Raw genomic sequence first — 23847 nt, forward strand, 5'->3', positions numbered from 1 at the left:
AAGAGAGAGGGAGGCAGGTAAGGGGTCTGGGGAGTAATGTTTGCGGCTTGGTGGGGTGAGTCAGAGAGAGCAACTGGAGCGGAAGGGTCACCCACCAGCTTTGCCCCCTATTCCTCTTCGCCACTCGGCTGCTCCCCAAAAAGAAAGCACGATTAGCACAGCTGACACACCATCAGGTCATCAAACTAACGACTCCCTTCTTTAAATGAAAAGGCGAAGGAATGGCCGAAGGATTTTTCAAAAGGAGTGGGAATTTTTCCTGTTTTTTCGCTTGCAGTGTAAACGGACCGTGTGCTATACTTAGAACACTGAGGCGGTAATATCGCTGAAGAATACATAATGGGGCATTAGCTCAGCTGGGAGAGCGCTACACTGGCAGTGTAGAGGTCAGCGGTTCGATCCCGCTATGCTCCACCATATGAAACACAGGAAAACGGCAGAGATGCCGTTTTTTTATTATAGTGAGGTTGCCTACTTACACAGCACAGTGTAGTGAATCAAATGTTTATTGGGGAAAGTAGAGAATTCTTGAATGATGTATCAACTTTCACCACGGAAGAATGCTACACTGGGGAGTGAAGAGATCAGAGCTTCGCCCCCCGCTATGTTCCATTATATATAAGAATGTAGAACCCTTGAGAAATCATGGGTTTTTTGCTGTTTATGGAAGACGGAGTCCCACTCAAAATTTCACTTACCCACAAATAACGACAATATATTGACTTAACTTCCCTTCCTTGATATGATCCCATTAGACTATATATTGTCTAATGGGAGAGGTGTTTATGGATATTTTCAAAGAGTTATTTTTAATGCAGCAGACCTATGCCACCCTGTTTTCGCTTGCAAATAAGATTCAGATAACAGGCGATCAATACCTAAAGAGTCTGACATCCAGACAGTACATGGCGATGTTGGCAATTGCCCATCTGCAGGAAGAAGATACAACACTCAACAACATCGCAAAAAAACTTGGCACCAGCAAACAAAATGTGAAACAAATCATCTCGATATTGGAAAAGAAACGATACGTGCACATTACACCCAGCCGAAAGGACAAGCGCGCTGTCAATGTCCAAATCACGGAATCGGGAAAACAGGTGTTATTGGAAGCGGCCGAAAGAGGAATCTATTTTTTTACGGATCTTTTTAGAGAATTTACGGCAAAGGAACTGGAACAAACATGGGGCTTGTTGAAGAAAATGTACCGATTTGACGGTGAAGATCAGGACGGTTTTGAAGAGGAAGGCTACTTGGAACACGTTGAAAATCAAAATGAAATACAAGCAAGAGTGTTGATGGAATTCGAAAAACGAAGAAAACAAACAAAGAAGGCGGATGCAAAAGATGAAGAATAAATCGGAGAGGACGATTTGTCTTGAGGAATATGTAACCATAAATGGCATCAGTCAATTTTTGTATCACATGGGAACAAACAATGAGAATCCCGTTATGCTGTTTTTGCACGGAGGACCCGGATCGGTCGAATCCTTATTCACGAAGAAATTTCAGGAAAAATGGGAGGAAATTTATACTGTTGTGCATTGGGATCAGCGCGGGGCTGGGAAAACATTGACGAAGAATCCAGATAAGTTGCCTACAATTGAATTGCTGCTACAGGATTTGTATGAAATCATTCAGTACCTGAAAAAGAAATATGACAAGCAAAAGATCGTAATTCTTGGCCATTCATGGGGCAGTGTTTTAGGATCGATATTTATCAGAAAACATCCCGAAGAGGCAGCTTATTTCATAGGCGTCGGGCAAGTTGTCAATATGCTGGAGAATGAGCAAGTTGGCTACAACAAACTTCTCGAAATGATTGAGCTATCCGGTGACCAAAAATCCAAAAAAATGCTTCAGTCAATCGGTGAATATCCAGGTAATAAGATCGTTTTTGACAAAGAGTTTTTGAAAAAGTGCGAAAAGGTCAGGAAGCTTCAAGGAAAATATAACTTGGGCATAAAATTTGATCTTTCGGTTTGGATAACGATGTTCAAGAGCCCCATTTTCAGATTTTCGGATATTGTCGCGTTTATGAAGATTTTTCGTGCAAATGCACATCTTCACAGGTTTCTGGGAGATTTCAACTTACGCAATGAAAAGGCAGAGTATAAAGTACCAATCTATTATGTTTTGGGCGGGAATGACTGGCAGGCCCCATATGTCATAGCCCAGAAATACTTTGAAGAAATAGAAGCTCCGAATAAAGGTATATATATTATTCCCAATGCCGGACATATGACGATGATGGATCAACCTGATCTGTTCTTTGATGCATTGCTAGAAATAAACAAGAAAGAATAACTGTGGCAATAACACCATTAGTCGGTGTGGGTAGTGAAACTGACCACTACGGGAGAGGGCTACACTGGCGGCGATGAGGTCAGGGGTTCGATCCCGCTACGCTCCACCATATGAAACGTAAGAAAAACGGCAGAGGTGCCGTTTTTTGTTGTGAGATTCAAACATTATATGAGCATATCTTATTGACTAAAAATAGCATAGTTTCCTAAAGACCCCCCATTTTATGGAAAGGGAAAAAGCGCAAGGATAAATATTTCCAAAAAAGAGATCGCCCATTTACAAACCGACGGTCGGTATTTTATAATTGGCATAGAGACACCAAATGCCCCGCATAAAGATACAAACTAGCCTGGTTAGCCGTACTTATTCCGTTGCAGCTCAGAATGATTCGCTACAGCTTCCACCACATCAAAAGCGGCAAAATCTCCAAGGAGTATCGTGAGACTTCCCGCTCTTGGGCAGTTTTCGGCATCGCCATTACGGCGACCGCCCATCGTGATGGTTGATGGTATACCTCTTGGCAGTGACAGGCTTCTATAAAAGGCTGGGGACAACAGCGAATAGAACAAGGGTCTGACCCTCGTCACGTTCCTTAATAAGCAGATTCCTAAAGGGAGAGATGAAAATGGTGCCTTTTTACGTGCTTGTCGGAGCTTTTCTGCTGTTCAAGATTCTCGGGTTAATCGGCTTGTCTTATTTCGAAGGGTGGCATTCCTCGCTTCAGGGAGCGGTAGCTGTTATGCTGCTGCTTACCGCTTCTGCCCACTGGGGGGCAAAACGTCCTGACCTAATCCGCATGGTTCCGCCGATTTTTCCGAAGCCAGGTTGGATCGTGACAGCTACCGGGCTGCTGGAAATTGCCGGAGCCATCGGCATTCTGTTCCCAGCCACCTCTCAGGCGGCTTCCATAGGTTTGGCAGTGCTGCTGGTGGCGATGTTCCCAGCCAATGTGCGTGCGGCCAGGGAATCCTTAACGATTGGGGGGAGACCTGTACCTAAGCTACTTCTTCGTACAGTGCTTCAGTTCGTCTTTTTAGCAGCAGTCCTGTTGGCGGGGTAAACTTGTGGCTTGCATAACTTTCTCACTATAGTAAAACGATGTTCCAGGTGCCTCGTTCATTATGTGTCGTTTAGTTTGTTTCGGATTTATGGGGAGTGAAACAAACTATTGTGGGAGAGCGCATCGCTGGCAATGTAGAGGTCAGTGGTTTAATCCGGCTATGTTCCATCATATAACAACACTTAAAACCCTTGAGGAATCAAGGGTTTTGATTATTACAAGACTTTGATTACGAATGATACAGCAGCAATCGATTATTGAGGCTGTTTACGGATTGTTGACGTAATTAGCTAATTTTCTGGTTTAGATCGCGGAATGCACATGCTGTACATCTATTCATTTCTTTGATTGAAGTGAGTAGTGCTGGACAATATGCGAGCATACTTTTAGTATACTGGGTTCAGCCGGTTCACCAAAAAAGTTACAATCTGAGTAGTTTTTATCTGGTTTATCCGTAAGGGACCAAAAGAGGGTAATATATGACTTTTCAAATAGGTGTCATGGCTATCTAAAGTAGTGAGAGACATTTTTTCTCCCCTTTTTTACAAAAGAGCTAAAAGTCATTTTCACTGTAGCAATATATTCGCCTGTGCCCACTTCAATAACAAACTTCGCTAACCTCTTATCCGCTCCACGCTTGCCATTACTTCTTCAGTTTTGGTCTTTTATTCGTTTGCAATCGCAGCACTCATAGGGCTCACCACTTATTCAGAACGTTCGCTCCTTCTGTGTTCTTACTCCTTTATTAATCATGTGTTGCGTTATTTGAAACAAAAAGCCAATAGTCTCGTATTACTAATTGTAATTTTTTATCAAATAGACTAAATGGAGGTTATTTTTTGAATCAGGAAAACATTGATAATCCAACTGTAGAAGCATTTAGGGTATTAGTTTTCTTCAAAAGCGCTCAAGAACATAGAGATGTAGAGCAAATGATTGAGCATTCCATAGATATTAGATACCAGGATGATGATGCACGGAGAAGAGATTATCCCTCTCTCTTGAGTCAAGACTCTACTTCAATGGCCAGCATTGGAAAAATGATAGAAATTGATAATAATCTCGTCATGGCTCAAGTTAAATTTCAAAAAGACGGAAATTGTCGTTACTTAACAGTGCCAATCTATAGAAAAGATGGCCAATGGAAAGTGATAATGGGCGCAAGTGTATAAAATACATATTCAATTTTTTCACGCGCACCTTGCGCGTTTCTTTATTATTACTGATCTGTTATTGCAGTTTCTTCACTGCCTCCATACCGACATTGCAATCGTGTCGCTCTTTCAATTTGTTGCATACAGATGACCATCCTTTCTAGTTAAAAGCAAAGATCGGCAATGCGCTTGATTTTTCTCTAATTGGGATAATCAGGGAGGAGTTTGTAATAATGAGTCGAAATTTTGGGATAAGGGCATGATTCTTATGAACTATGTCAAAAGTTTGATTTCACTTTAATTGAAGCTTGCATTGAATTTTGTGGTCGCCACACGAAGCCTTATTGAGAGAATGCCAGCATTCATGCCATCCAATCAGATCAGCACATCACTTTACAAACAATGATCAGAAAACTGGGAGGGACATAAAGAATGGACAAGGAGACGAAGCAGAAGGAAGAACGAATCAAAGCAGAAAAAAATACAGTTCGTGCCATCATTGACAACTATAAAGGATTGGCTGGTTCACTTGCGCAGCAGTTGACCTTGAAGACGCCGAATCATCATGTGACGACAGGAAGTCATCGTGAAGAAGTATGGAAGAGCTTGTTTGTGCAAATGGTGCCTCGCAAGTTTCATATCGAGCAAGGCGTGTTCATCATTGACTCCGAGGGGCACATTTCGGATGAGGTGGATTTGGCTATTTTTGATGAGAACTACACCCCATATATTTTCAAGTTTGGCAAAATCAAATTCATTCCGATTGAAGCGGTTGCAGTAGCTGTGCAATGCAAAAGCTCGAATATTAATGGCGCAGAGGATTGGGCGAAATCTATAAAGCGGTTGTTGCCAGCTTTTGATTCAGTCACGCGAGTCTTACCCGGCTTGAATCACAATAATTTGGAATCGGCAAAAATGCTACTAGAAAAGGAGAAAAAACAACAATCTCAAACTGCCACTCGCCCAATATTAATTTTGTGTTCTTTGGTGGAAAAAGGAAATCCGGCCGATCCACACAAGGCGGGTACCATACAGCATGGAAACGCAAAAGACTTCGACATCATCCTGAACGTTGATGAAAACAACCAGTTGAGCCAAGTCATACCCAATGAGAATTGGGATTACAGGGAGTGGTACAAGGAACTGAATCATTATGATCTGAAGCAATATAAGGAGTGCGACGATTATGAAAAGGTAGCCATGGGCGGCTCCTCTCTCGGCAAAACATTAAAAGAACTGGAGATCGATAAGGAGGGCGAAAACGTCATTTTGTCGCTCACCTTCCAATTGAACCAACTGCTGATGCTCATTAACAACCCGATGTTTTTCCCGCACCAATCTTATGTCAATATGTTCCGGGAGCATTTAATTAACACGGATCGTGTAGGTAAGGAGCAAACGGGAGCAAAATCAGGAGGCACTAAATGATACTTGCCAACTACGATGTGAGCGGCATACAGGAATACATTTTTCAGTCGAGGCGCATGAAGGAAAATATCGGCGCATCCCGGATTGTTGGAGATGTACTCAAAGTGCATCTGCCAGACATTTTGAAGCAACAGTATCCTGACGATGCGGGGCAGCGGGTGATTTGCAACTGGAGTGAGCAGCCGTTTTCTCTCCTGGCGAATCAGGCTGTCATGATCGAGGTCATTTACGTTGGCGGAGGCAATGCTTTCGTCGCTTTTCGGGATGTAGACGACTTTCACGCGGTCAACGAACAGTTGGCAAAACGCTTGCTGGAACGCAGCCGTACGCTTTATTTGGCGGTGGCGGCCATTGAATCGAATGGGCAAAGCTTTATCGAAGACAAGCAAAGGCTGGAACGGCGCATGGCCAAAGTGAAGGCACAAATGCTGCGGCCCCAACCTCCCGGAGCTTTTCCCGTATCGGAACAGGAAAACCAAAGCGGACTGCCGATTACCGATTTCAGTGAGGGTGTACAACAAAATGTTTCCAGACTGCAATGGCTGAAGCTGGCGGCAATTCCAAAGGAAAACGCACAGGAGATTGTTCCTTTCCCATCCAATGTGTTCGGCTATAAAAACTGGACGCTTGAACTAGACCATATGATCCAGGGGCGAGACACGGATAGCTTCATCGCCATCATACATATCGACGGAAACGGGATGGGAATGCAACTGAAACAAAAGGAAAACGAGATTAAGGAGAAAAAGCTCTCTTATTCTGATGAGGTACAGGCAATGCGGAGGCTGTCCGAGCAAATCTCCAGCGGCTATTCCAAAGTGTTTGAGCAGGCGACGATCAGCCTGATGGAAGCTCAGCATTCGGAATCCGGTTCCCCTAAATCACTTTACTTGCCTATGCGGCCGCTCATTATGGATGGAGACGACCTGACCATCGTGTGTCTTGGCGCCTGGGGAGTTCCGTTTGCAGCTCGCATGTTGGAGGAGTTGGAAAAGGCATCCCGTGATGTGCCAAGCGATGGTATCTCGTTGTCAGCTTGTGCCGGTGTTGCGCTTATGCATAGCCATTTTCCATTCAATTTGGGTTATGAAGTTGCGGAAGCCTGCTGCAAGAGGGCGAAGCGGAAGCGGACAGACGAGGGTGGAAGCCATGCCTATCTGGATTTTGAAATGGTAAGAGACAGCATTCCGCAAAATTCAAATCGTGAACAATTGCAGGCAGGTCCGTATCGCATTTCTTTTGGGGCGGAAAACTTGCTTGCGCAGATGGCATCGAGTTGTAAGCAACGTTTGGACGACTTTTCCATATTGGCAAAATGTATAGCCAGGATTACCGAGAGCAAGTGGCCGAACTGGAGGTTGGAAAAGCTGTATTCCGCTTTGTTGGGCAATTCAGAGCAACTGCGGTTTTACTTGCAGGAATGCAGGTCGCGCGGCTACGAGGTGGATATGCTTTTGCCTGTTGATGAAGTCGGCTGTTTGGATAACAAACAACAGGATATTCCAATCGATGTGCGCAAGCTGTTGCTCGACGCACTGGACTTGTACCAGATGTTTGACCAGAAGGTGTGGACCTGCGGCAAGGGGGGCGCCGAATGAAAAGTGGATGGCTGGATATTGAACTGAGAAGCGAATTGACAACGGGGACGGGAGATACATTGAATGGGCTTGTTGATATCGACATTGCCCATGTACACGGACTCCCTGTCATTCCGGCGAAGCGGCTGAAGGGTGCGCTGCTCGAAGTAGGCAAAGAGATGGTGGACTGGGGCCTGCTGAAAGCAAGAGATTTATATGCGGTATTTGGCAAGGCCGGGCTTGACGTCAGCTCGCCGCTGCAAATTCATGATGCCCATTTGTATCAAATCCCGGACGGCTCGTCGACACAAGTGGTTGAACATGTTCCCGAATTGCTGCGCCAGCTTCGGGAGAGCGAGTGGCAGGAGCAGGAGGTACTGGAGGCGTTTACAGATTTGCATACCCGTACTGCGATTGATGAACAGGATGGTTCAGCGAAGGAAGGGAATTTGCGTACCGTGAGAGCGGTAAACAAAGGAATTGTATTGCGCAGCTACGTCGAATTAGACGAAGAGGTCAACTCCGAGGTGCTGGAGAATACGCTGCAAATGTGCGTCAAGGGGCTGCGTCACCTTGGATTGGCAAGTACGCGTGGCAGCGGCGAGGTTCGCTGTAAATTAACAAAGTTTTCCTATCCTAAAGAAGAACTCGTTCAATCAGGTACTGCTGTCATGAAGGAGCTAGGCGATGGCAGGGTAGAGCTGCCCTTTCACCTTGAACTGGAGCAGCCGCTTGTCATTGCAGGACGCAAAGGGCTTGCGGACAGGAGCGAGGAATGGATTCCGGGCAGTACGCTGCTCGGTGTCTTCGCTGAGTTGTACATCCGCGAGTATCAATGCGGTCAGCAGGCACATGAAGATGAGCGCTTTTCACGAATATTTCTCAGAGGCGGGGTTAGCTTCGGCTATGCCCTGCCATTGGTTGGCAGTCGGGTATTTGCGCCCAGTGCCGCCATGTGGCAGCAGCAAAAGAATGCAAATGATGGCTTTGATCTGATGCGCGGCTCGGAGCCATCTGACACGGTCTTGCGAAATTTGGACGGAATGGTGCACATGGCGTTGCCAACGTCGCATACAGAACAGGCAAAACCGACCTTGTACAAGTATAAAGTTCGCAAACAAGTACGCATGCATCACGCTCGGGCGAGCAACCGAGCCATTGGACGAGCGCTTGGCGAGAAGCAGCCGGCAGATGCACAAAAGCAGGGAGTACCACTGCAACAAGATTCTGCAAACCGCGGGCAACTTTTTCAATATGAAGCGATAGAGGCTGGCCAGCGGTTCTATGGAGTGTTGCAAGGTAGACGCGAGGATGTCCAACTGCTGGTTGATTTGGCCGCAAAGTACCGGAACCGACTGAGAATGGGACGTTCACGTACAGCAGAATACGGCAATGTCCACTTCGTTCCTCGTCACGATTTTTGCCCGGTGCTGCTATCGGGCGAGCCAGCCCGAGAACCGTCTGCTTTCGTCGCGTTATCTTTTGTCACACCGATGTTGCTATTGGACGAGAGCGGCCGTCCTGACCCAGCCCCAAGGTGGCTGCAAAAGCAGATTACTGACAAGCTTGGTTGCGATGTTGAAGTGAAAGCGGCGCAGCTACGTTACACGACCTTATCCGGCTACAACGCCAAATGGAGGCTGCCGAAACCACAGAATGCAGCACTGGATGCTGGCACAACCCTAATTGTAAAACTGACGCCGCCGATCGCTGCCGAGAAACTGGAATCGATGTTTTGGGGATGGGATACAGGAGAGGGCAACGGACAGGTTCGGGCGATTCCTCTTGCTGAAGAGCAACTGCAGCAGGCACAATCGTTTACATTGTCTGCGGTGAAGCTGGAAGAATCACAACCTGTCGAAGAGGCGTCAGCCCACCCGCTACTGATCTGGCTTGCCAAACGCAGGCAGGACAAGCTGTGGATACTGGAACAACAGGCGGCGGGAGTCGAGTGCGCTGAGAGGACTGTGAGCAATTTCGCTGATGCTTTTAAAAGCGTGGGGCTTACCAAGATCCAGCAGATGAGGTTATGGGCGAAAACAACTAACGACAACCAGAGCAGCTATGAGACGCTGCAGAAACAAGTCGAGGAAATCGAGCAATCGCAGACGAACCAGGCTTGTATGAAACTGATCCAGCCTTGCGAAAACAAAAGCAGTGTGTTTATTCAATCGTATTTACGAGCGTTGGAGCTGAAAGCGAGGGGAAGAAAATGAGCAATCCAATTGTCAAACGTTATTGTCTGCTGCTGGAGGGCTGCCTGGCTTCCCCGTTGTTGGCAGGCTCAGGCAAAGATATCGTAACAGATTTCGATGTGATCGTGGATTCCGCTGGACGTCCTTATTTGCCTGGCAGCTCGCTGGCAGGGGCAAGTTTGCATTATTTAAAAACGTCTTTTCCCGATCAGACAGATGCCTTGACGAACTTGTTCGGATCAAGGGAAGGGTATCGCAGTCGACTGCATTGTTATCACACAGAGCTGTTTTCGCCAGACCGGGGGGAAAGGATTTTTTCTCGCAGGGATGGAGTGAAACTGGATGAATTTAAAACGGCCGAAGATCAGGCAAAGTATGAGCTGCAAATCGTGGAGAGCGGCAGTTCGTTCCGGATGAGGCTGGAGTGGATTTTGCGCGAAGACAGTGTGATACAGGAGGAGAAGGAGGAGGCGCTGTTGTGCATGCTGTTGGACGGCATCGCCCGGGGCGAGCTGACCTTCGGTGCCAAGAGCAGGCGAGGATTCGGGCGTCTGAAGCTGGAGCGTGTGTCAATCACTGCCTTTCAGCATTTGAAAGGCATGGAACGGGACAACCTGCGCTGGCTCGATTGGGACTGGCAGGAGAATGACTTCGACTACTCCATAGACTGGCAACCAGGCGAGAGTACGCTGCGGCAAACGGAAAACAGTTGTCTCCGTTCCTTGCGAGCGAACTCCAGATGGCATGAGCTTCGGATTCCGCTTGCTGTCAGACAGACCATGATGATTCGACAGTATAACACCTCTTCGTCCGGGAAAGTCGATTACGAGCAATTGACCGGAGGAGCGAAAAATCTTCCCGTTATTCCAGGTACGAGCTGGGCAGGAGCCATTCGGCGTCATCTGCTGCGAATCGTAGAGGAAATAAGTGCGGACCGGAATCTGGCGGCTTTCAAAATCAGTCAGTTATTCGGCTCTTGGACAGATGGGGCGCCAGAAAATCGAAATCGGCTGGAAGCGTCATTGTTGCGCATAGAAGAAACAGAAATCGTGGGGGGCACGGCGCTGCTGACCTCACGAACAGCAGTAGACCGCTTTACAGGTGGTGTCAAGAGTGGCGCATTGTTTACGACTAGACCATGGGTACATGGACATGTTGAGCTGGTCATTCGCTGGATGGACAAGAAAACAGAAGTGGACGCGCATGGGCTGGCCTTGTCACATGAGGTAATTTGTGGTTTGCTGCTGTGGATGGCGCGGGATTTGCAAGACGGTCTGTTGCCGATTGGCGGCGAAACAGCGATTGGGCGCGGTGTCATGGAAAAGGCAGGAGAAATTCAGCTGGACGGCAAGGCTATCGATCCCGGGTTCGAGTCCAGATGCAGCCGCCAAGCACTGATATGGTGCGATCCGCAACATCAGGAGGAGAATCAGGCATGAAACGGACAGTAGATGAAACTGTGTTTTTAAAACGCCAGGTACAAAGCGATGTCGATGAGCAGACCGTTATGAAGCTGGCGCGGGAAACAGTTGATTCATTCGCTGAAGCCTTCGCGTATGCGGTGATGGATCATGCAGTTGCTTTCGGTTGGTACCGCGACGGCGAGATTACGTTGATCGTCGATGGTTTCCCGGTGGTGCTGGATTCGCTCCGTTATGTGCGGGAACTGCGGCTGTTTGACAAATTGGCCGAGTTCAAGGCTGTTCGCACAGGAGAAGCTTTTTGCTGCCGGGTGCTGCAGGAAGACGAGGACACAACCAGCAAGCCATACACGGTTTACGAAGAGACGCACAAGCTCTGGGGCTCGGTCGATACAAGCGGCAGAAACGGCAGAACGACTGTGCCAGAATGGTGTCTGCTTTCCTCGGAGCGAGGGACGCGTCTCTATGTGCCGGAACCAAAAGGACGGGCAAGGAGCAAGGGACTAATTGTGCGCAGCTATATCGAATTTTGCCGACAACACCCGGGTGTCGAAGCAACGGATATTGATTACTCCGGTTTGTATCGATTTATAGATGAACGCTTTGTCAAATTTGTCGATTGGGGCGAAAGGGGAGTGGAAAATCGTGAAAGGTTGGAAGGAAACTAAAAAACGATTCGTAAATCCGTACAACTTCGTTCCGCTGGATGGGAGATGCGAACGTCATCCTGCTGAATATTATCGGGAAGGGGAGCGGTTGACGGGCTATATCGAATGCTCGCTCACTACCTTGACACCGCTGATTATTCCCAATACATCGAATGACAAGGCGCTGCATACTTCCGGGACGCAAATTGAGCAGAGTTACAATTTTTATTCCTATACAAATCTCGAAGAAGTCGAAGATGAAGCTACCCTGAAAGACTTTCACGAACCGGTAATCCCTGGCTCCGAGCTGCGCGGAGTCATACGCAGTGTATATGAAGCGGCATTCAACGGTTGCCTTTCGACGGCGGATATTGGAAGAACGTTGTATCGGAGGACGATGAAGGTAAAGCAGGCTGGGATTCTGCGGAGGGAAGAAGGTCGGTGGACGATAGAGCCTTGCAGGAGATATCCTCTTTCTGTTGCACCTGAAGGAAGTGGTGGAGCCGATGATAAGTACATTGTGTCACGTGAGATCTATAATCAATGGAAGGAGGGAGAAACAGTCTCGGTTATAGTCGGAGGAACAAAGGTTAAAAGAGTTTTAGAGATAGAAAAAGGTCATTTTAAAAAAAATGATTTCAATCCAGGATATTTACATAAAGGAGAAGCGTTTGAATCCAAAAAATACGAGTCAGTTTTTGTGACCACCCCACATAAAACTAAAATTCTTGTACATGACGACGAAATCAACCGATTGAATGAGGTATTGACTCAGTATGCAGATGACAAGTTGAACCGGCATATCGGCCCAACAGGGCATACCGGATATGCTGAGTACCGAAAGATATTTGACAGGCTTCGGAAAAATGGCGGACAGGGTCAGTTGCTTGTTTATTACAGCACATACAAGCAGGGAGCAACTGAGCAGGCTATTTATTTGACACCGGCAATGATGTCCAAAGAAGTGTATCGCAAAACAATCGCTGATTTGTTGGATAAGAATGGAAAATATCAACCGTGTACAGATCGGAGCCATGTTTGTCCTGCTTGCGGTTTATTTGGGATGATAGGGGAAAAACCAAAATCTTCACTTGGCTCGCGTATTCGTTTTTCAGATGCTGAGTATGTGCCTAATGATTCCAATCAAACACGTGGAGGTATGTATAAGTCAATAGTCTTGCCAGAATTGGGAGAACCAAAGCCGGGGGCAGTCGAATTTTATACAATGCCCCCTGTAAAGAGGGATTTTGGTTACAAGAAATGGACGTATGAGGATGTCCTGGAATCTTCGAAAGAAATTCGGCTCTTGAAATCACATGAATCTCGACTGAGAGGGCGAAAGTTTTATTGGCATCATTCGCCTAAGCTGGGAGAAGAAAATAGCGATTCGAGTCAATCGGATGGAAACTTGGCGATGCAAAAAGAAGTTCGGGCAATCAATGAAGATAATACTTTTCGGTTTCGTCTCTATTTTGACCAAGTGACAATAAAGGAACTCGCACAGCTATATTGGTCGTTGGCATTAGGGAACAGCGACCAATACGCCCACAAAATCGGTCACGGCAAGCCACTTGGTTACGGGAGTGCGAAAATAAAACCGGAAAACGTATGGATTCGACGGATCGACTCTACTAACGGATTGAGGACGTTATCTCTTTTGGATTCCAATGAACTGGAGAAGCATACACCAAAATTATCGAGAGCTATGGAACAACTCCAACATTTGCTGAATTACAAGTCTCCACTCTCTAAGTTTGTTTCTTACCCGAGGGTGCGATCTGGAGAGGAAACAAGTACAATCAACGACAGTGCCTCTCATCAGTGGTTTAAGGCAAATGTGGTCAAAAATCAGTTTTCAAAGGTGCTTCCTACAGTTGAACAGGAAGTGGGAGTTAAGCAATTTGCCCATCTGTTTGAACTTGATAAGAAAGAGTAAGGTTCATAGTTCAACAACGTTCCGAAAAAGATCGCGTGCGTAACCTATAGCGGTCTTATCGTTTCTACTTGAAACAGAATAATTACGCGAACTGCTTACATGTTGCCCCCAAAACTGATTTTTCAGTATTTACTTTTATAGCCGATGAAATCTATGATACAATCAAATTGCCCGTTGTAGGAGTTCTAAAGTCCTAGGAAAGGAGTCCTTCTTTAGCGTTGGTGGAACGCCGTGTGCGTTGAAAGGCGCCTGCACGGTGTTGGTCTGTGCGAAAGCCCGTTTTTGGGTTAGCCGGAAATAGCGGACAAGCAATTACAGGAGTAGGTACATCTGCAACAGTTTTACAGATTGGCGAGACAATTACGAGAACAGCAACAACAACAGAACCAGGAACCAAGATTTGGTCATCGAGCAATCCGTCAGTAGCGACTGTAAATGCTTTCACTGGAGTGATTACGGCAGTTTCACCTGGAACGACAACGATCCAATATACAAGTTCTAATGGAGCTGTAAACAGTGTCACTGTGACAGTCTACGCTACAGCGCAAGAAACCAACCCTTCATACTCGGGTACTGGAACGAATGGAAACCTTGCTGAAGGCGATACGGCTATATCCCCGGATCAAACGATCACGGCAGGTTCCGGACAAACCATTACTTGGACATCAAGCAATCCAGGCAAAATTTCAGTCGACACAGAGGGCAAGATTTCGAGGCAAGGTGGAGGCTCAGCAGTGATTAGCTACGTGATTACTGATGATGCTGATCATCATGTGGTACAGAAGGGTTCTGTGACCGTTACCGCTGATTTTGCCATCAACAATGATGTGACATTGACTGCGAAACCTACTGCGATGTTCACAATCGACAGTGCCGCAAAAGTGATTGATGGAAGTGCTGTCTTCTTCAGTGGTTCTACCTATGTCGGCTCTGCATTGATGGGGCATCTTGAAGGCCCAGACGGCGCAACGGTCAAGCTGTTCTCTGCTTCTCACGTCGAAAAAGGTTCCTTCGACCTTTTGGAAACAGGAGATTATGTGCTGGTTACAGCAACGGATGGAACGACAACAGCCACATACACGATCTTGTTTGTCACTACTCCATAGTTCTGTTGCATGCACCACAATTCCCCAGGAGAAATCCTGGGTTTTTTCATTTCAAACCGCAGCCCTCAAAACGTTTTAGCAGCCAGAAAACGCATGAGTGAAGGAGGCGCTAGTAGGTTAACCATACTTAAACATCCAAAGCAGCCAAAATGAAGGCTGCTTTTTTCTGTGTCGGGAGCGGCCTGTTTACTTTCAGATAAATGCAGGGGCAATCGCGATACGTTAGAGCAACGAAAGACTCGCGAACAGGATTCTCCTCTGAATGATGCAGGAATCTTGTTGCCAATCTAGTGTCTTCTACTAAAACGGTGAGACGAATGACAGGTTCAGCGGCTCCAGGTAGAAATGGCGAAGACGCAGAAATTCCGGTTTACACGAAAATTTCTCCTAGATCGCTTCCCTTGACTCTCCCCTCAACTGGAACGTTATACTCGGAAAGACCAGGGAGAGAATAGAATGACCCGTGCAAGGAGATGGATGGATGTTTAAAATCAGCGAGTTTTCAAAAATCAGCCAGGTGTCCGTAAAGACGCTTCGTTACTACGACCAGTTAAATTTGCTCAAGCCGAATCACACCGACCGATTTACAGGTTATCGGTATTATACGGCTGACCAAATGTTTCAACTCAATCGGATTTTGGCCTTTAAAGAACTGGGCTTCTCGTTAGAGCAAATTCGCCAGTTGGTAGGAGAACAAATCTCGCAAGAACAAATTCGGGGAATGTTTCGGTTGAAGGAAAGCGAGATTTTGTCCAATTTGGCTAAGGAACAGGCAAAGCTGGCGCAAATTAAGGAACGGCTGTCTTTCATCGAAAATGAAGGCGAGAATCAAAAGTCGCACGACGTTATTGTAAAGGAAGTCGGGCCTCAACTGGTGCTGTCTTACCGCCAAAAAGCTTCGCTCAAGCAAATTCCGGAGCTTTTCCAACAGGTGGATGATCAATTGGGAAATTCCGTTCAGCCATCTACGCCTCAAATTGTACTTTGGCACGGTTGTGAAGAAAGCGAGGACGAAATTGACATGGAAGTGGCACGGCCTCTGACTCTTGATATGCCGAGCCGGCCTCCTTTTACGGTGAAACAATTGCCGGAAGTTCCGATGATGGCTACGCTTATCCACCTTTGCCGGACGACTCGCCCCTGTAGTGCAAGCGCGGTATTGGCAGCGTGGATTGAACGGAACGGATATCGTATGAAAGAGAATGAACCGCGGCGCGAAATTTGTTTGCCGCATGAAAAGTCAAACGATCCGGAAGCTCACGTTGCCGAGTTGCAGGTTGCCATAGAAAGAGCATGAGGAAGTTCATCTGGAGAGGAGATTCAATGAATGGCGAAACAACATAAGCGACTGATTTTCAATTTGTTTTTATTAACTTTCGTCTTGGGAACGAGTGAATTTGTGATTGTCGGGTTGCTCAATGAAGTGTCAACTGATTTGAAAATAGCGATATCAACGGCGGGTTCGCTTGTATCGGTCTTTGCCATCACGTTTGCCATAAGTACGCCGATCTTGACGGCTGTTTTGAGCCGATTTTCCAAGTATCCGTTGATGCTTGCCCTGATCGGGGTGTTTATTGTCGCAAATGTCATTACGGCTTTATCGGGATCGTTTGCACTGCTTGTTGCCAGCAGAATCGTCACGGCGGTAGTTACCGGGGTACTGATCGCACTTGCAATGAGTGTGGCGAATGAAACGATGCCTGCCGACAAGCGGGGGCCAGCTATATCGATTATTTTTGCGGGGTTTACGATAGCAAGCGTGGTCGGGGTGCCGATCGGAACGTATATCGGGCAATGGAGCGGCTGGCAAATGGCTTTTTGGTTTACCAGCGTATTGGGTATCGTATCCTTAATCGTAAGCGCTGTGACCATTCCCAAACAGTTGAGGGGAACGAAGAGTTCCTTGCAAAAACAAATGGGTCTCATAACCAATCCGCGTATTGTCATCGGCTTTTTTATCCCCGCATTAAGTATTGGGGCTACCTATACGGTATATACGTATTTGGCTCCTTTGCTGCAAGAAGTGCTATTCGTGCCTGAGCGTTACATCGGCGTCATTTTTTTGCTGTACGGTGTTGTTTCCGTTTTTAGCACGCTCATTGGCGGGAAGCTGGCGATCCGTAACGGGATTGGCAAGTTGAGGTATGTGTTTCTGATTCAAGCTGCTATCCTTGCTTCGTTGTACTTTTCTTCCCATTCGATTGTCGCAGCCTTGATTAGTATCGCACTCATTGCTCTTGTTGTTTACATGATGAACTCCACCATGCAATTGTATTTCATTGATGTAGCACATAAGTATTATCCGGCAGCGAAGGAGTTGGCTTCGTCGTTGGCTCCTGTATCTATAAACGTCGGAATCGCATTTGGAGCGGCTCTCGGGGGAATCGTCACGGTGAACAGGGAACTTATCGACGTATCCTGGGCAGGCGGGATCGTTGCGGTGGCTGCATCATTGTTGACCTTTGTCAGTTATCAGCTGGACCGTAAAGCCAGCCGCTACCGCAGTCGCATGAAAGAAACGATTTGATAGATCTTGCAAAAACGGCAGAAGTGCCGTTTTTTTGTTGGATATGACGACTTCCGCGAATGATCTGCGAACAATGTTTTAACCAAACGATTTTCCGTGCCAGGCACTAAAGTCGGCAGCCTAGCTGACTATACTAGGTTATGCTACTATGAGGAAAACTTTTGATAGATTCTCCTGTGTAAAAGTGTGGCCGATCCTCACTTTACCTGAATCAGTCATGAGCTATTTGACGCCAAGTTACCGTTGGCGCTCTTTGATACGGCAACCGCTATGCAGAATTGCTTTGCTGAAGAAGTAGCCTTATGCAGTTGGGAGGAGAAAGATGGACCAAAAGACTCAAGCCCAATGGAAAGCGGTGTTTTTTCATCATAAACAACAGCAGCCGATGCGTGCGTGTAGCGTCGGCTGTTTTTTGTATGCGCAATGTGTACATGAGGAAAGACGGCTGAATAGGAGCTGCAGATTCGTTGAATGGAAGTGGCATGTAGCTCTGTCACAGTCCTGACACACGGGAAAGCAAGGGATAGCCAATCACTCGAAATACCCCGCATTGACACCGTCTAGTGCTTTTCGCTATCGTTGACATAAAACTATTAGTGAGAATTATAATCACCAACCCGGTCTTTTGGTTGACATACTCTGTGGGAGGAGCGAGTGACGGACAGGCTGGCTCAAGTTCGTTACGCCGCATTTTGATGAACATAAACGAGCAAATTCAACTGTGGAATCAAGTCATCGTTCGCGTGCTGGATATTCGGATCAAACGGGTCGGGCATGGCGACGAAATTCGCGATTATGTAGCGCCGACAAGCATGTTTATGTATTTGGCTAATGGGAGCGCAGAGCTGTGGGCAGACGGCGACGTGTGGCTGGCTGAGCGGTTTCATTTGCAGCATATCGGCAAAGGGAAACGGGTATCGGTTCAATCCGCCAGCTCGCTTGACGCCTATATGATCTTGTACAAAGCATCGCTGCCAGCTTCTGCATTGTGGGAGTTTCACATGATGATGCAAACCGAGAATCCGTTTATGGAAAGTTGGGGATTGGCGCCGTCCGAACCGCTCGTCTTGCTGGAGATGCTCCAAGCGATGGTTGACGGTTGGAAGCAGGCAGACGGCGGGGGCAGCGGGCAGTTCGACCAAGAGAAGAGCAGCGGGAAGGACGACGGATTACGGTGGCTGAAGGCAAAAGGGGATTTCATCCGGTTCACCCATGCGGCGTTGCGGGAGCGGGCGGAGCATCCGTGCGTCCCGTCGTTGGCTGAGCAAGTGATCCGTTATATGGCAAGGAATTATCGCGGGGTGATTTCCGTGGAACAGCTGGCCCAGCAAATGAATTACACCCCGCAGTACGTTTCGAGAAAATTCAAAGAGCAGATGGGATGCAGTCCGCTCGAATATGCCATTCGTCTGCGCATGGATATGGCGCGCAATTTGCTGCGTGATACCGCAGCGACGCAACAGGAAATAGCTGCTTACGTAGGTTATCCGGACGTGATTTATTTTAATCGCGTGTTCAAGAAGCAAACAGGCGTAACTCCCGGCCAATACCGCCAAAAATATCGGGATGCAGTTTCGAAAGATACAAGAAATCGGTCAAATTCATCCGTTGTTGCTCCTCATCCGGCAATGTATCATGTTGATAATAATGATATTCATTATCATTTATTGTCAGATGGGGGAAATGATATGGCAAGCAGCAAAAGAAAATGGTTGGCCACGGCTCTGCTGTGCCTGACTATGGCAGCATCGGGATGCGAGACAGCACCGGAAGGCACAGGGGGAAAGAATAACAGCGCAACGAACCAAACGGCGAATAACACAGGGGATCCGAGTCAAGCAGAGACAAAGGCACCTACCACTGCCGAAAAACGAACGATTACAGCGGCGACCGGAGAGGTGGAAGTGCCTGCGCAGCCAAAACGCGTAGCGGCACAGGCTTTTTTGGGAACCGTGCTGGCGCTCGGCGTCCAGCCAGTTGCCTCGGAAACTTTTTTGATGAATAGTCCGTACTTGGAAGGCAAGCTCGACGGTGTGACGGATGTGGGCGATTCGCTGGAAGCATTGCTTGAAGTGGAACCGGATTTGATCATTACCCAAATCGCCCAAGCAGAAACAGTGGACAAGTATGCGAAGATTGCGCCGACAGTGGCGATGCCTTACAACCGCTTTGCATCGATTCAGGAGGAGATGCGTTACTTCGGCGATTTGTTGGACAAAAAGGACGTTGCGGAGCAATGGATTGCCGATTTTGAGCGTAAAACCGGCAAATTGCGCGAAGCAGTACAAGGAGCGCTTCATGAGGGCGAGACAGTGTCTGTCATGCAGGAATACGACGGCACCGTGTTTTTGTTCGGGCCGAAGTCTGGACGTGGTGGCCGGATCATGTATGAAATCTTGGGCGCCAAGCCGCCTGCGGCCATTCCTGAACATATGCTGGCGGACTCCTACTATGAATTTTCACTGGAGAAGCTGCCTGAATATACCGGGGATTACTTGATTTTGACGACAAATTCGACGCTGGAGCAGTTGAAGGCTGACCCGATTTGGGGCAAATTGCCGCCGATCCGGGATGGAAAAGTGTTCCTGTGGAATGAAAATCAGTCGTGGTACCGCGATCCGATTGCTGTGGAAGGGCAAATAAACAGTTTGGCTGAGTGGATTACCAAAGCCGCCAAAAAGTAGAGGGAGAGCGTTTCATGCCGAAAGAGCAAATGTACGATGTGACGATTATCGGTGACGGCGATTTGGCATTCTCGTGCGACAGTTTAATTTAACGCGTCGTTTTACGATAGTTGGAGAAAGTACGGGTGTTGCGAATCCTCAGAAATCATCTTGTGGAGAAAAAAGAGCGAAAACTGCGGTTCTCACTCTTTTTTTCTTTTGTTAAGCTGAGTGAGATGCACAAAATGACACAGCTATAACCGGCATAAAATAGGTGAAATACGCTTTTCTTTGCGTTTTGATGCGGAAAAAATAGAAGTGGGCAAGGAGATTAGGCAGGGGAGCATGAATGGGAGGCAGTGGCACAATGACCAAAATTGTGAGCTACATAAATGATTTTGCAATCAGTGATTCTACATCCCCTATCGAATATAAACGGGCTGGCTATCATCAAAGATATTTAACGATCAACGGAGAAGAGATTGCCAATACAGGGATCGATTGTGAAACGTGCCTGTTTTATGTGGAAGTATCGGGCGCGGAGTGGAAGAATCCAAGAGGAATTTCAGTAATCTTGAATAATGGATTAACCGAGCTAAACCATAATTTTGTGTCGGAATTATCATGTATCGTGCCAAATGGTCAGTATGTTGTCGCTTTGTTCAAAGCATATCCGCGATTGAAACGACAGGCAGATGGAAGCGAATATTATCAAATCGGCTCCCGACGAGTGGGTTCTGGAAAGAAAATAGAGGAATACATCGTGCCGATTCAACCGAGTGGATCATTGGACCAATCAGTCACTGAGAAGTACATGAAGACGGGGAAAGGGAACGTCAATCCGACGGCATTATGTGTTTCTTTTCTAGACACGAAATTTCCGCTTAATGATATACACTTCGATGAGCTTTGGCTGCATACGCACTACTTGCTAGACGGACATCACAAAATGTTTGCGGCTGCTCATGCCAAAATGCCCGTCTCCATGTTGTCTTTCCTATCAATTGATGAGTCATTTGCCAGCCGGGCGCAGATCGATAAACTTATCCAAGCATTAGATGATAAAATGTTTTTTGACTGGAAAAAGCAGATTGGCTGACGGGTGATTTTGGAGAGATGAGGAACGAAATAACGTTAGGATCGGGAGGCACAACAGAAAATGCAAAGCGTTGACAAGAGCAGCAATCACTCGAAAATTACGGGGGATTTTGCCGAACATTTAATTATGTACTGGTTGTCTCGACATGGGTTTGAGTGTGTGCATGTCACTCATACGGGAATTGACATAATTGCAACGAGGAAGTCAACAGGTGAACGGTTGGGCATATCCGTTAAATCGCGAAGCAGGGCAGCGGGGCAAATTGATAACGCACTGACAATTACCAGACCGAGTGATGAATTTCGAAAAGTAGACGAGGCGTGTGGGCATTTTGCTTGCAAACCTTATTTTGCGATTGTTATTGATCAGGAGAATGTCATTAACGCTTATATAACTTCGAAGGAAAACATCATTAACATGTTTGGGCACAGCAGTGCATCAAGTCAAAATTGGAATTATAAGAAGCTTGAAACTGATCGTAATACTGTTTTGTTTTCCCTTGAATACGGCAAGCAGCGGTGGTTTCAGTAATATCACCCCATGGCTACATTGATTATACTGCCAATGGTGCTCGTTCGCTCCCGCTTACGTGCGCCAGCATATAAAAGCACGAAAAACGGCCGAGATGCCGTTTTTTTGTTGGAGTTAAAAGCGGATTGTTGTAGCTAACCAAGAACATTCCACATTGTCTCTGGACAATCATTCTCTTTTTATGTCTCGGCAAAACACTTCCCTCTCCTCCTCCAGACTGACCTCCACCCCCTTCCCATGTACGTGTAACAACCGGACAAAAAGCCCTAAAATAAAAAAACGACAACCAGTTTACATTCAGTTTAAATCCGCACGGTATTGTTGCGATATCAAATAAACAGTGGGTAAGGAGATGCCAGAATGAACAAGAAGTACAGCAATGAATGGGCAGTCGAAGCCCGTGGGCTTGTCAAAGTGTTCGGAGACAATCGCGCTGTAGATGGCGTGGATTTGAACGTGCGCGCAGGCTCGATTTACGGCGTGCTTGGTCCAAATGGGGCGGGCAAGACTACGACGATTCGCATGTTGGCGACTTTGCTCCGGGCGGATGGCGGAGAGGCGCGCATTTTCGGGCACGATGTGACGAAAGAGGCGCATGTCGTGCGGCAGTTGATCGGGGTAACGGGGCAATACGCTTCGGTCGATGAGTCGTTAAGCGCCACAGAGAACCTGATTATTTTCTCTCGTTTGCTCGGCTTGGGGCGCGCCGAGGCGAAGCGAAAAGCTGCTGAGCTGCTGGAAGAGTTTGGTCTGACGGAGGCTGCCAAACGTCCATTGAAGCACTTTTCCGGGGGGATGCGCCGTCGGCTGGATTTGGCTGCCAGTCTCATCGCGCAGCCACCGCTCATTTTCCTGGACGAACCGACGACCGGGCTGGACCCGCGAACGCGTTCGCAAATGTGGGATACGATTCGCCGCCTGGTAGAAACGGGGTCGACAGTTTTGCTCACCACGCAATACCTCGATGAAGCAGACCAGTTGGCCGACCGAATCGCGGTGATCGACCGTGGGCGGGTCGTGGCAGAAGGTACGGTGGATGAGTTGAAAGCATCTGTCGGGAACTCCGCCCTGCATCTGCGAGTCCAAAATGTACAGGACATTGCCAATGCTCGTGAAATGGTGGAGCAAGTGCTCGGAGTTCGCTCCAGCGTAACGGCAGAAGCAGGCAAGATTACGGCGCCAATGGCGAACGCCGACCAAGTCACCGATTTGCTGATCGCTCTGCGGACGAGAGGCATTCACCTGACGGAGATCAGCGTGCAAAAGCCGACGCTGGACGAAGTCTTTTTAACGATTACGGGGCACGGTGCCAGCGAAAATGCACAGCAAGCCTCAGAACAATCGAACAGAACGGAGGAAGCCACTGTATGAAAAGCGCAGCATTGACGCAAGAGCTTGATCGTTCGTTGAAAAACCGCGCCAGTTTCGCTCAGGCGCTCCGCCATTCGTTGACGATGGCCTACCGGGGGCTGCTGAAAATTCGGCGCACTCCCGAGCAGCTGTTTGATGTCACGATTCAGCCGATTCTGTTTACCCTGATGTTCACGTATATTTTTGGCGGCGCGATTTCAGGAAACGTGGAAAATTACTTGCCGATCATCATTCCTGGCATTCTCGTGCAGACCGTTATCTCGACGTCTATCGTGACGGGCGTTCAGCTCCGTGAGGATATGGACAAAGGAGTTTTCGACCGATTCAAGTCGCTGCCGATTGCCCGGATCGCGCCTTTGGCCGGGGCGTTGCTCGCCGATACGATCCGCTATACGATTGCGACCGTGCTTACTTTTGCGATGGGGTATATCATGGGCTACCAGCCAGAGGGCGGACTGGGATTCGTCGCGATTGCGGGGATTCTTGTCATTGCCTGCTCGTGGGCGGTCAGTTGGATTTTCGCCTTTTTCGGGGTTATTGCGAGGACGGCGGCAAGCGTGCAAGGGATTTCCATGCTGGTGCTGTTTCCGCTGACTTTTCTCTCCAATGCGTTCGTGCCAGTTGAAACGATGCCGACGTGGCTCCAGTGGTTCGTCCAACTCAACCCGATCTCCCATCTGGTGAGCGCGGTTCGCGAATTGGTCAATAGCGGCACGATCGGCACGGAGTTCGTTTTGTCGCTCGCGAGCGCTGCCGTTATCGTGGCTATTTTCGCTCCGCTGACGGTGCGGGCTTACATGCGGCGGACGTAGTGAATTTTGTAGG

At 47.7% G+C, this 23847-nt stretch carries 19 protein-coding genes and 1 tRNA gene; 19 read left to right on the forward strand and 1 reads right to left on the reverse strand.

Annotated elements, in window-relative coordinates:
- Window positions 1–341: 341 nt before the first annotated feature.
- The 4 genes from M2298_RS01160 to M2298_RS01175 all read left to right on the forward strand — a co-directional run bounded on the left by M2298_RS01160 (window position 342) and on the right by M2298_RS01175 (window position 3367).
- Window positions 342–417 (forward strand) — tRNA-Ala (locus tag M2298_RS01160).
- A 368-nt stretch (window positions 418–785) separates the two neighbouring features.
- Window positions 786–1358 (forward strand): MarR family winged helix-turn-helix transcriptional regulator, encoded by a 573-nt coding sequence (locus M2298_RS01165; protein ID WP_280648111.1) that lies wholly within the window; start codon window positions 786–788, stop codon window positions 1356–1358.
- The gene (locus M2298_RS01170; protein WP_280648112.1) at window positions 1348–2307 is read left to right on the forward strand and encodes an alpha/beta fold hydrolase; all 960 of its coding nucleotides are present in this window, start codon (window positions 1348–1350) and stop codon (window positions 2305–2307) included. Before M2298_RS01165 ends, M2298_RS01170 begins: the two co-directional genes overlap by 11 nt.
- Window positions 2308–2932: 625 nt before the next feature.
- Window positions 2933–3367, forward strand: coding sequence for a DoxX family protein (locus M2298_RS01175; protein WP_122962939.1), 435 nt, complete (start codon window positions 2933–2935; stop codon window positions 3365–3367).
- 386 nt (window positions 3368–3753) lie between these two features.
- Here M2298_RS01175 and M2298_RS28220 read toward each other — a convergent pair whose 3' ends face one another.
- A complete protein-coding gene (locus tag M2298_RS28220; RefSeq protein ID WP_412679200.1) occupies window positions 3754–3894 on the reverse strand; it encodes a tyrosine-type recombinase/integrase in 141 nt (46 codons plus the stop codon).
- Between the two features lie 312 nt (window positions 3895–4206).
- On the opposite strand from M2298_RS28220, the gene M2298_RS01180 reads away from it, so the two are divergent.
- From M2298_RS01180 to M2298_RS01250, 15 genes are all read left to right on the forward strand, one after another.
- Window positions 4207–4539: a hypothetical protein gene (locus M2298_RS01180; RefSeq protein WP_242772327.1), complete on the forward strand. Its 333-nt coding sequence runs from the start codon at window positions 4207–4209 to the stop codon at window positions 4537–4539.
- A 414-nt stretch (window positions 4540–4953) separates the two neighbouring features.
- Complete coding sequence (locus M2298_RS01185; protein ID WP_280648113.1) at window positions 4954–5949, forward strand: DUF6602 domain-containing protein; 996 nt, start codon at window positions 4954–4956, stop codon at window positions 5947–5949.
- Window positions 5946–7547, forward strand: a complete 1602-nt coding sequence (locus M2298_RS01190) for a hypothetical protein (RefSeq protein ID WP_280648114.1) — start codon at window positions 5946–5948, stop codon at window positions 7545–7547. The genes M2298_RS01185 and M2298_RS01190 overlap by 4 nt, the downstream gene beginning before the upstream one ends.
- Window positions 7544–9742, forward strand: a complete 2199-nt coding sequence (locus M2298_RS01195) for an RAMP superfamily CRISPR-associated protein (RefSeq protein ID WP_280648115.1) — start codon at window positions 7544–7546, stop codon at window positions 9740–9742. The genes M2298_RS01190 and M2298_RS01195 overlap by 4 nt, the downstream gene beginning before the upstream one ends.
- Window positions 9739–11160 carry an RAMP superfamily CRISPR-associated protein gene (locus M2298_RS01200; RefSeq protein ID WP_280648116.1) on the forward strand — a complete coding sequence of 474 codons (1422 nt, stop codon included), beginning with the start codon at window positions 9739–9741 and terminating at the stop codon, window positions 11158–11160. The genes M2298_RS01195 and M2298_RS01200 overlap by 4 nt, the downstream gene beginning before the upstream one ends.
- Entirely contained in the window at window positions 11157–11810 is a 654-nt protein-coding gene (gene csx19 / locus M2298_RS01205; RefSeq protein ID WP_280648117.1) for a type III-D CRISPR-associated protein Csx19, read from the forward strand. The genes M2298_RS01200 and csx19 overlap by 4 nt, the downstream gene beginning before the upstream one ends.
- On the forward strand, window positions 11788–13725 hold the full coding sequence (locus tag M2298_RS01210) for a TIGR03986 family type III CRISPR-associated RAMP protein (RefSeq protein ID WP_280648118.1): 1938 nt from the start codon (window positions 11788–11790) through the stop codon (window positions 13723–13725). The genes csx19 and M2298_RS01210 overlap by 23 nt, the downstream gene beginning before the upstream one ends.
- A 266-nt stretch (window positions 13726–13991) precedes the next feature.
- Window positions 13992–14831: an Ig-like domain-containing protein gene (locus M2298_RS01215; protein ID WP_280648119.1), complete on the forward strand. Its 840-nt coding sequence runs from the start codon at window positions 13992–13994 to the stop codon at window positions 14829–14831.
- 481 nt (window positions 14832–15312) lie between these two features.
- The gene (locus M2298_RS01220) at window positions 15313–16128 is read left to right on the forward strand and encodes a MerR family transcriptional regulator (RefSeq protein ID WP_242772303.1); all 816 of its coding nucleotides are present in this window, start codon (window positions 15313–15315) and stop codon (window positions 16126–16128) included.
- 30 nt (window positions 16129–16158) lie between these two features.
- On the forward strand, window positions 16159–17358 hold the full coding sequence (locus M2298_RS01225; RefSeq protein ID WP_280648120.1) for an MFS transporter: 1200 nt from the start codon (window positions 16159–16161) through the stop codon (window positions 17356–17358).
- Window positions 17359–17999: 641 nt separating this feature from the next.
- Entirely contained in the window at window positions 18000–20042 is a 2043-nt protein-coding gene (locus tag M2298_RS01230) for a helix-turn-helix domain-containing protein (RefSeq protein ID WP_280648121.1), read from the forward strand.
- A gap of 346 nt (window positions 20043–20388) precedes the next feature.
- Window positions 20389–21120, forward strand: coding sequence for a hypothetical protein (locus M2298_RS01235; RefSeq protein ID WP_280648122.1), 732 nt, complete (start codon window positions 20389–20391; stop codon window positions 21118–21120).
- Window positions 21121–21180: 60 nt separating this feature from the next.
- The gene (locus M2298_RS01240; protein ID WP_280648123.1) at window positions 21181–21651 is read left to right on the forward strand and encodes a hypothetical protein; all 471 of its coding nucleotides are present in this window, start codon (window positions 21181–21183) and stop codon (window positions 21649–21651) included.
- A gap of 360 nt (window positions 21652–22011) precedes the next feature.
- Window positions 22012–23022: an ATP-binding cassette domain-containing protein gene (locus tag M2298_RS01245; RefSeq protein ID WP_280648124.1), complete on the forward strand. Its 1011-nt coding sequence runs from the start codon at window positions 22012–22014 to the stop codon at window positions 23020–23022.
- Window positions 23019–23834: an ABC transporter permease gene (locus M2298_RS01250; RefSeq protein WP_242772287.1), complete on the forward strand. Its 816-nt coding sequence runs from the start codon at window positions 23019–23021 to the stop codon at window positions 23832–23834. Before M2298_RS01245 ends, M2298_RS01250 begins: the two co-directional genes overlap by 4 nt.
- The last annotated feature ends 13 nt before the right edge of the window (window positions 23835–23847 follow it).

This window comes from Brevibacillus sp. 1238 (assembly GCF_029892995.1).
In the GTDB taxonomy this organism is placed as follows: Bacteria; Bacillota; Bacilli; order Brevibacillales; family Brevibacillaceae; genus Brevibacillus; species Brevibacillus parabrevis.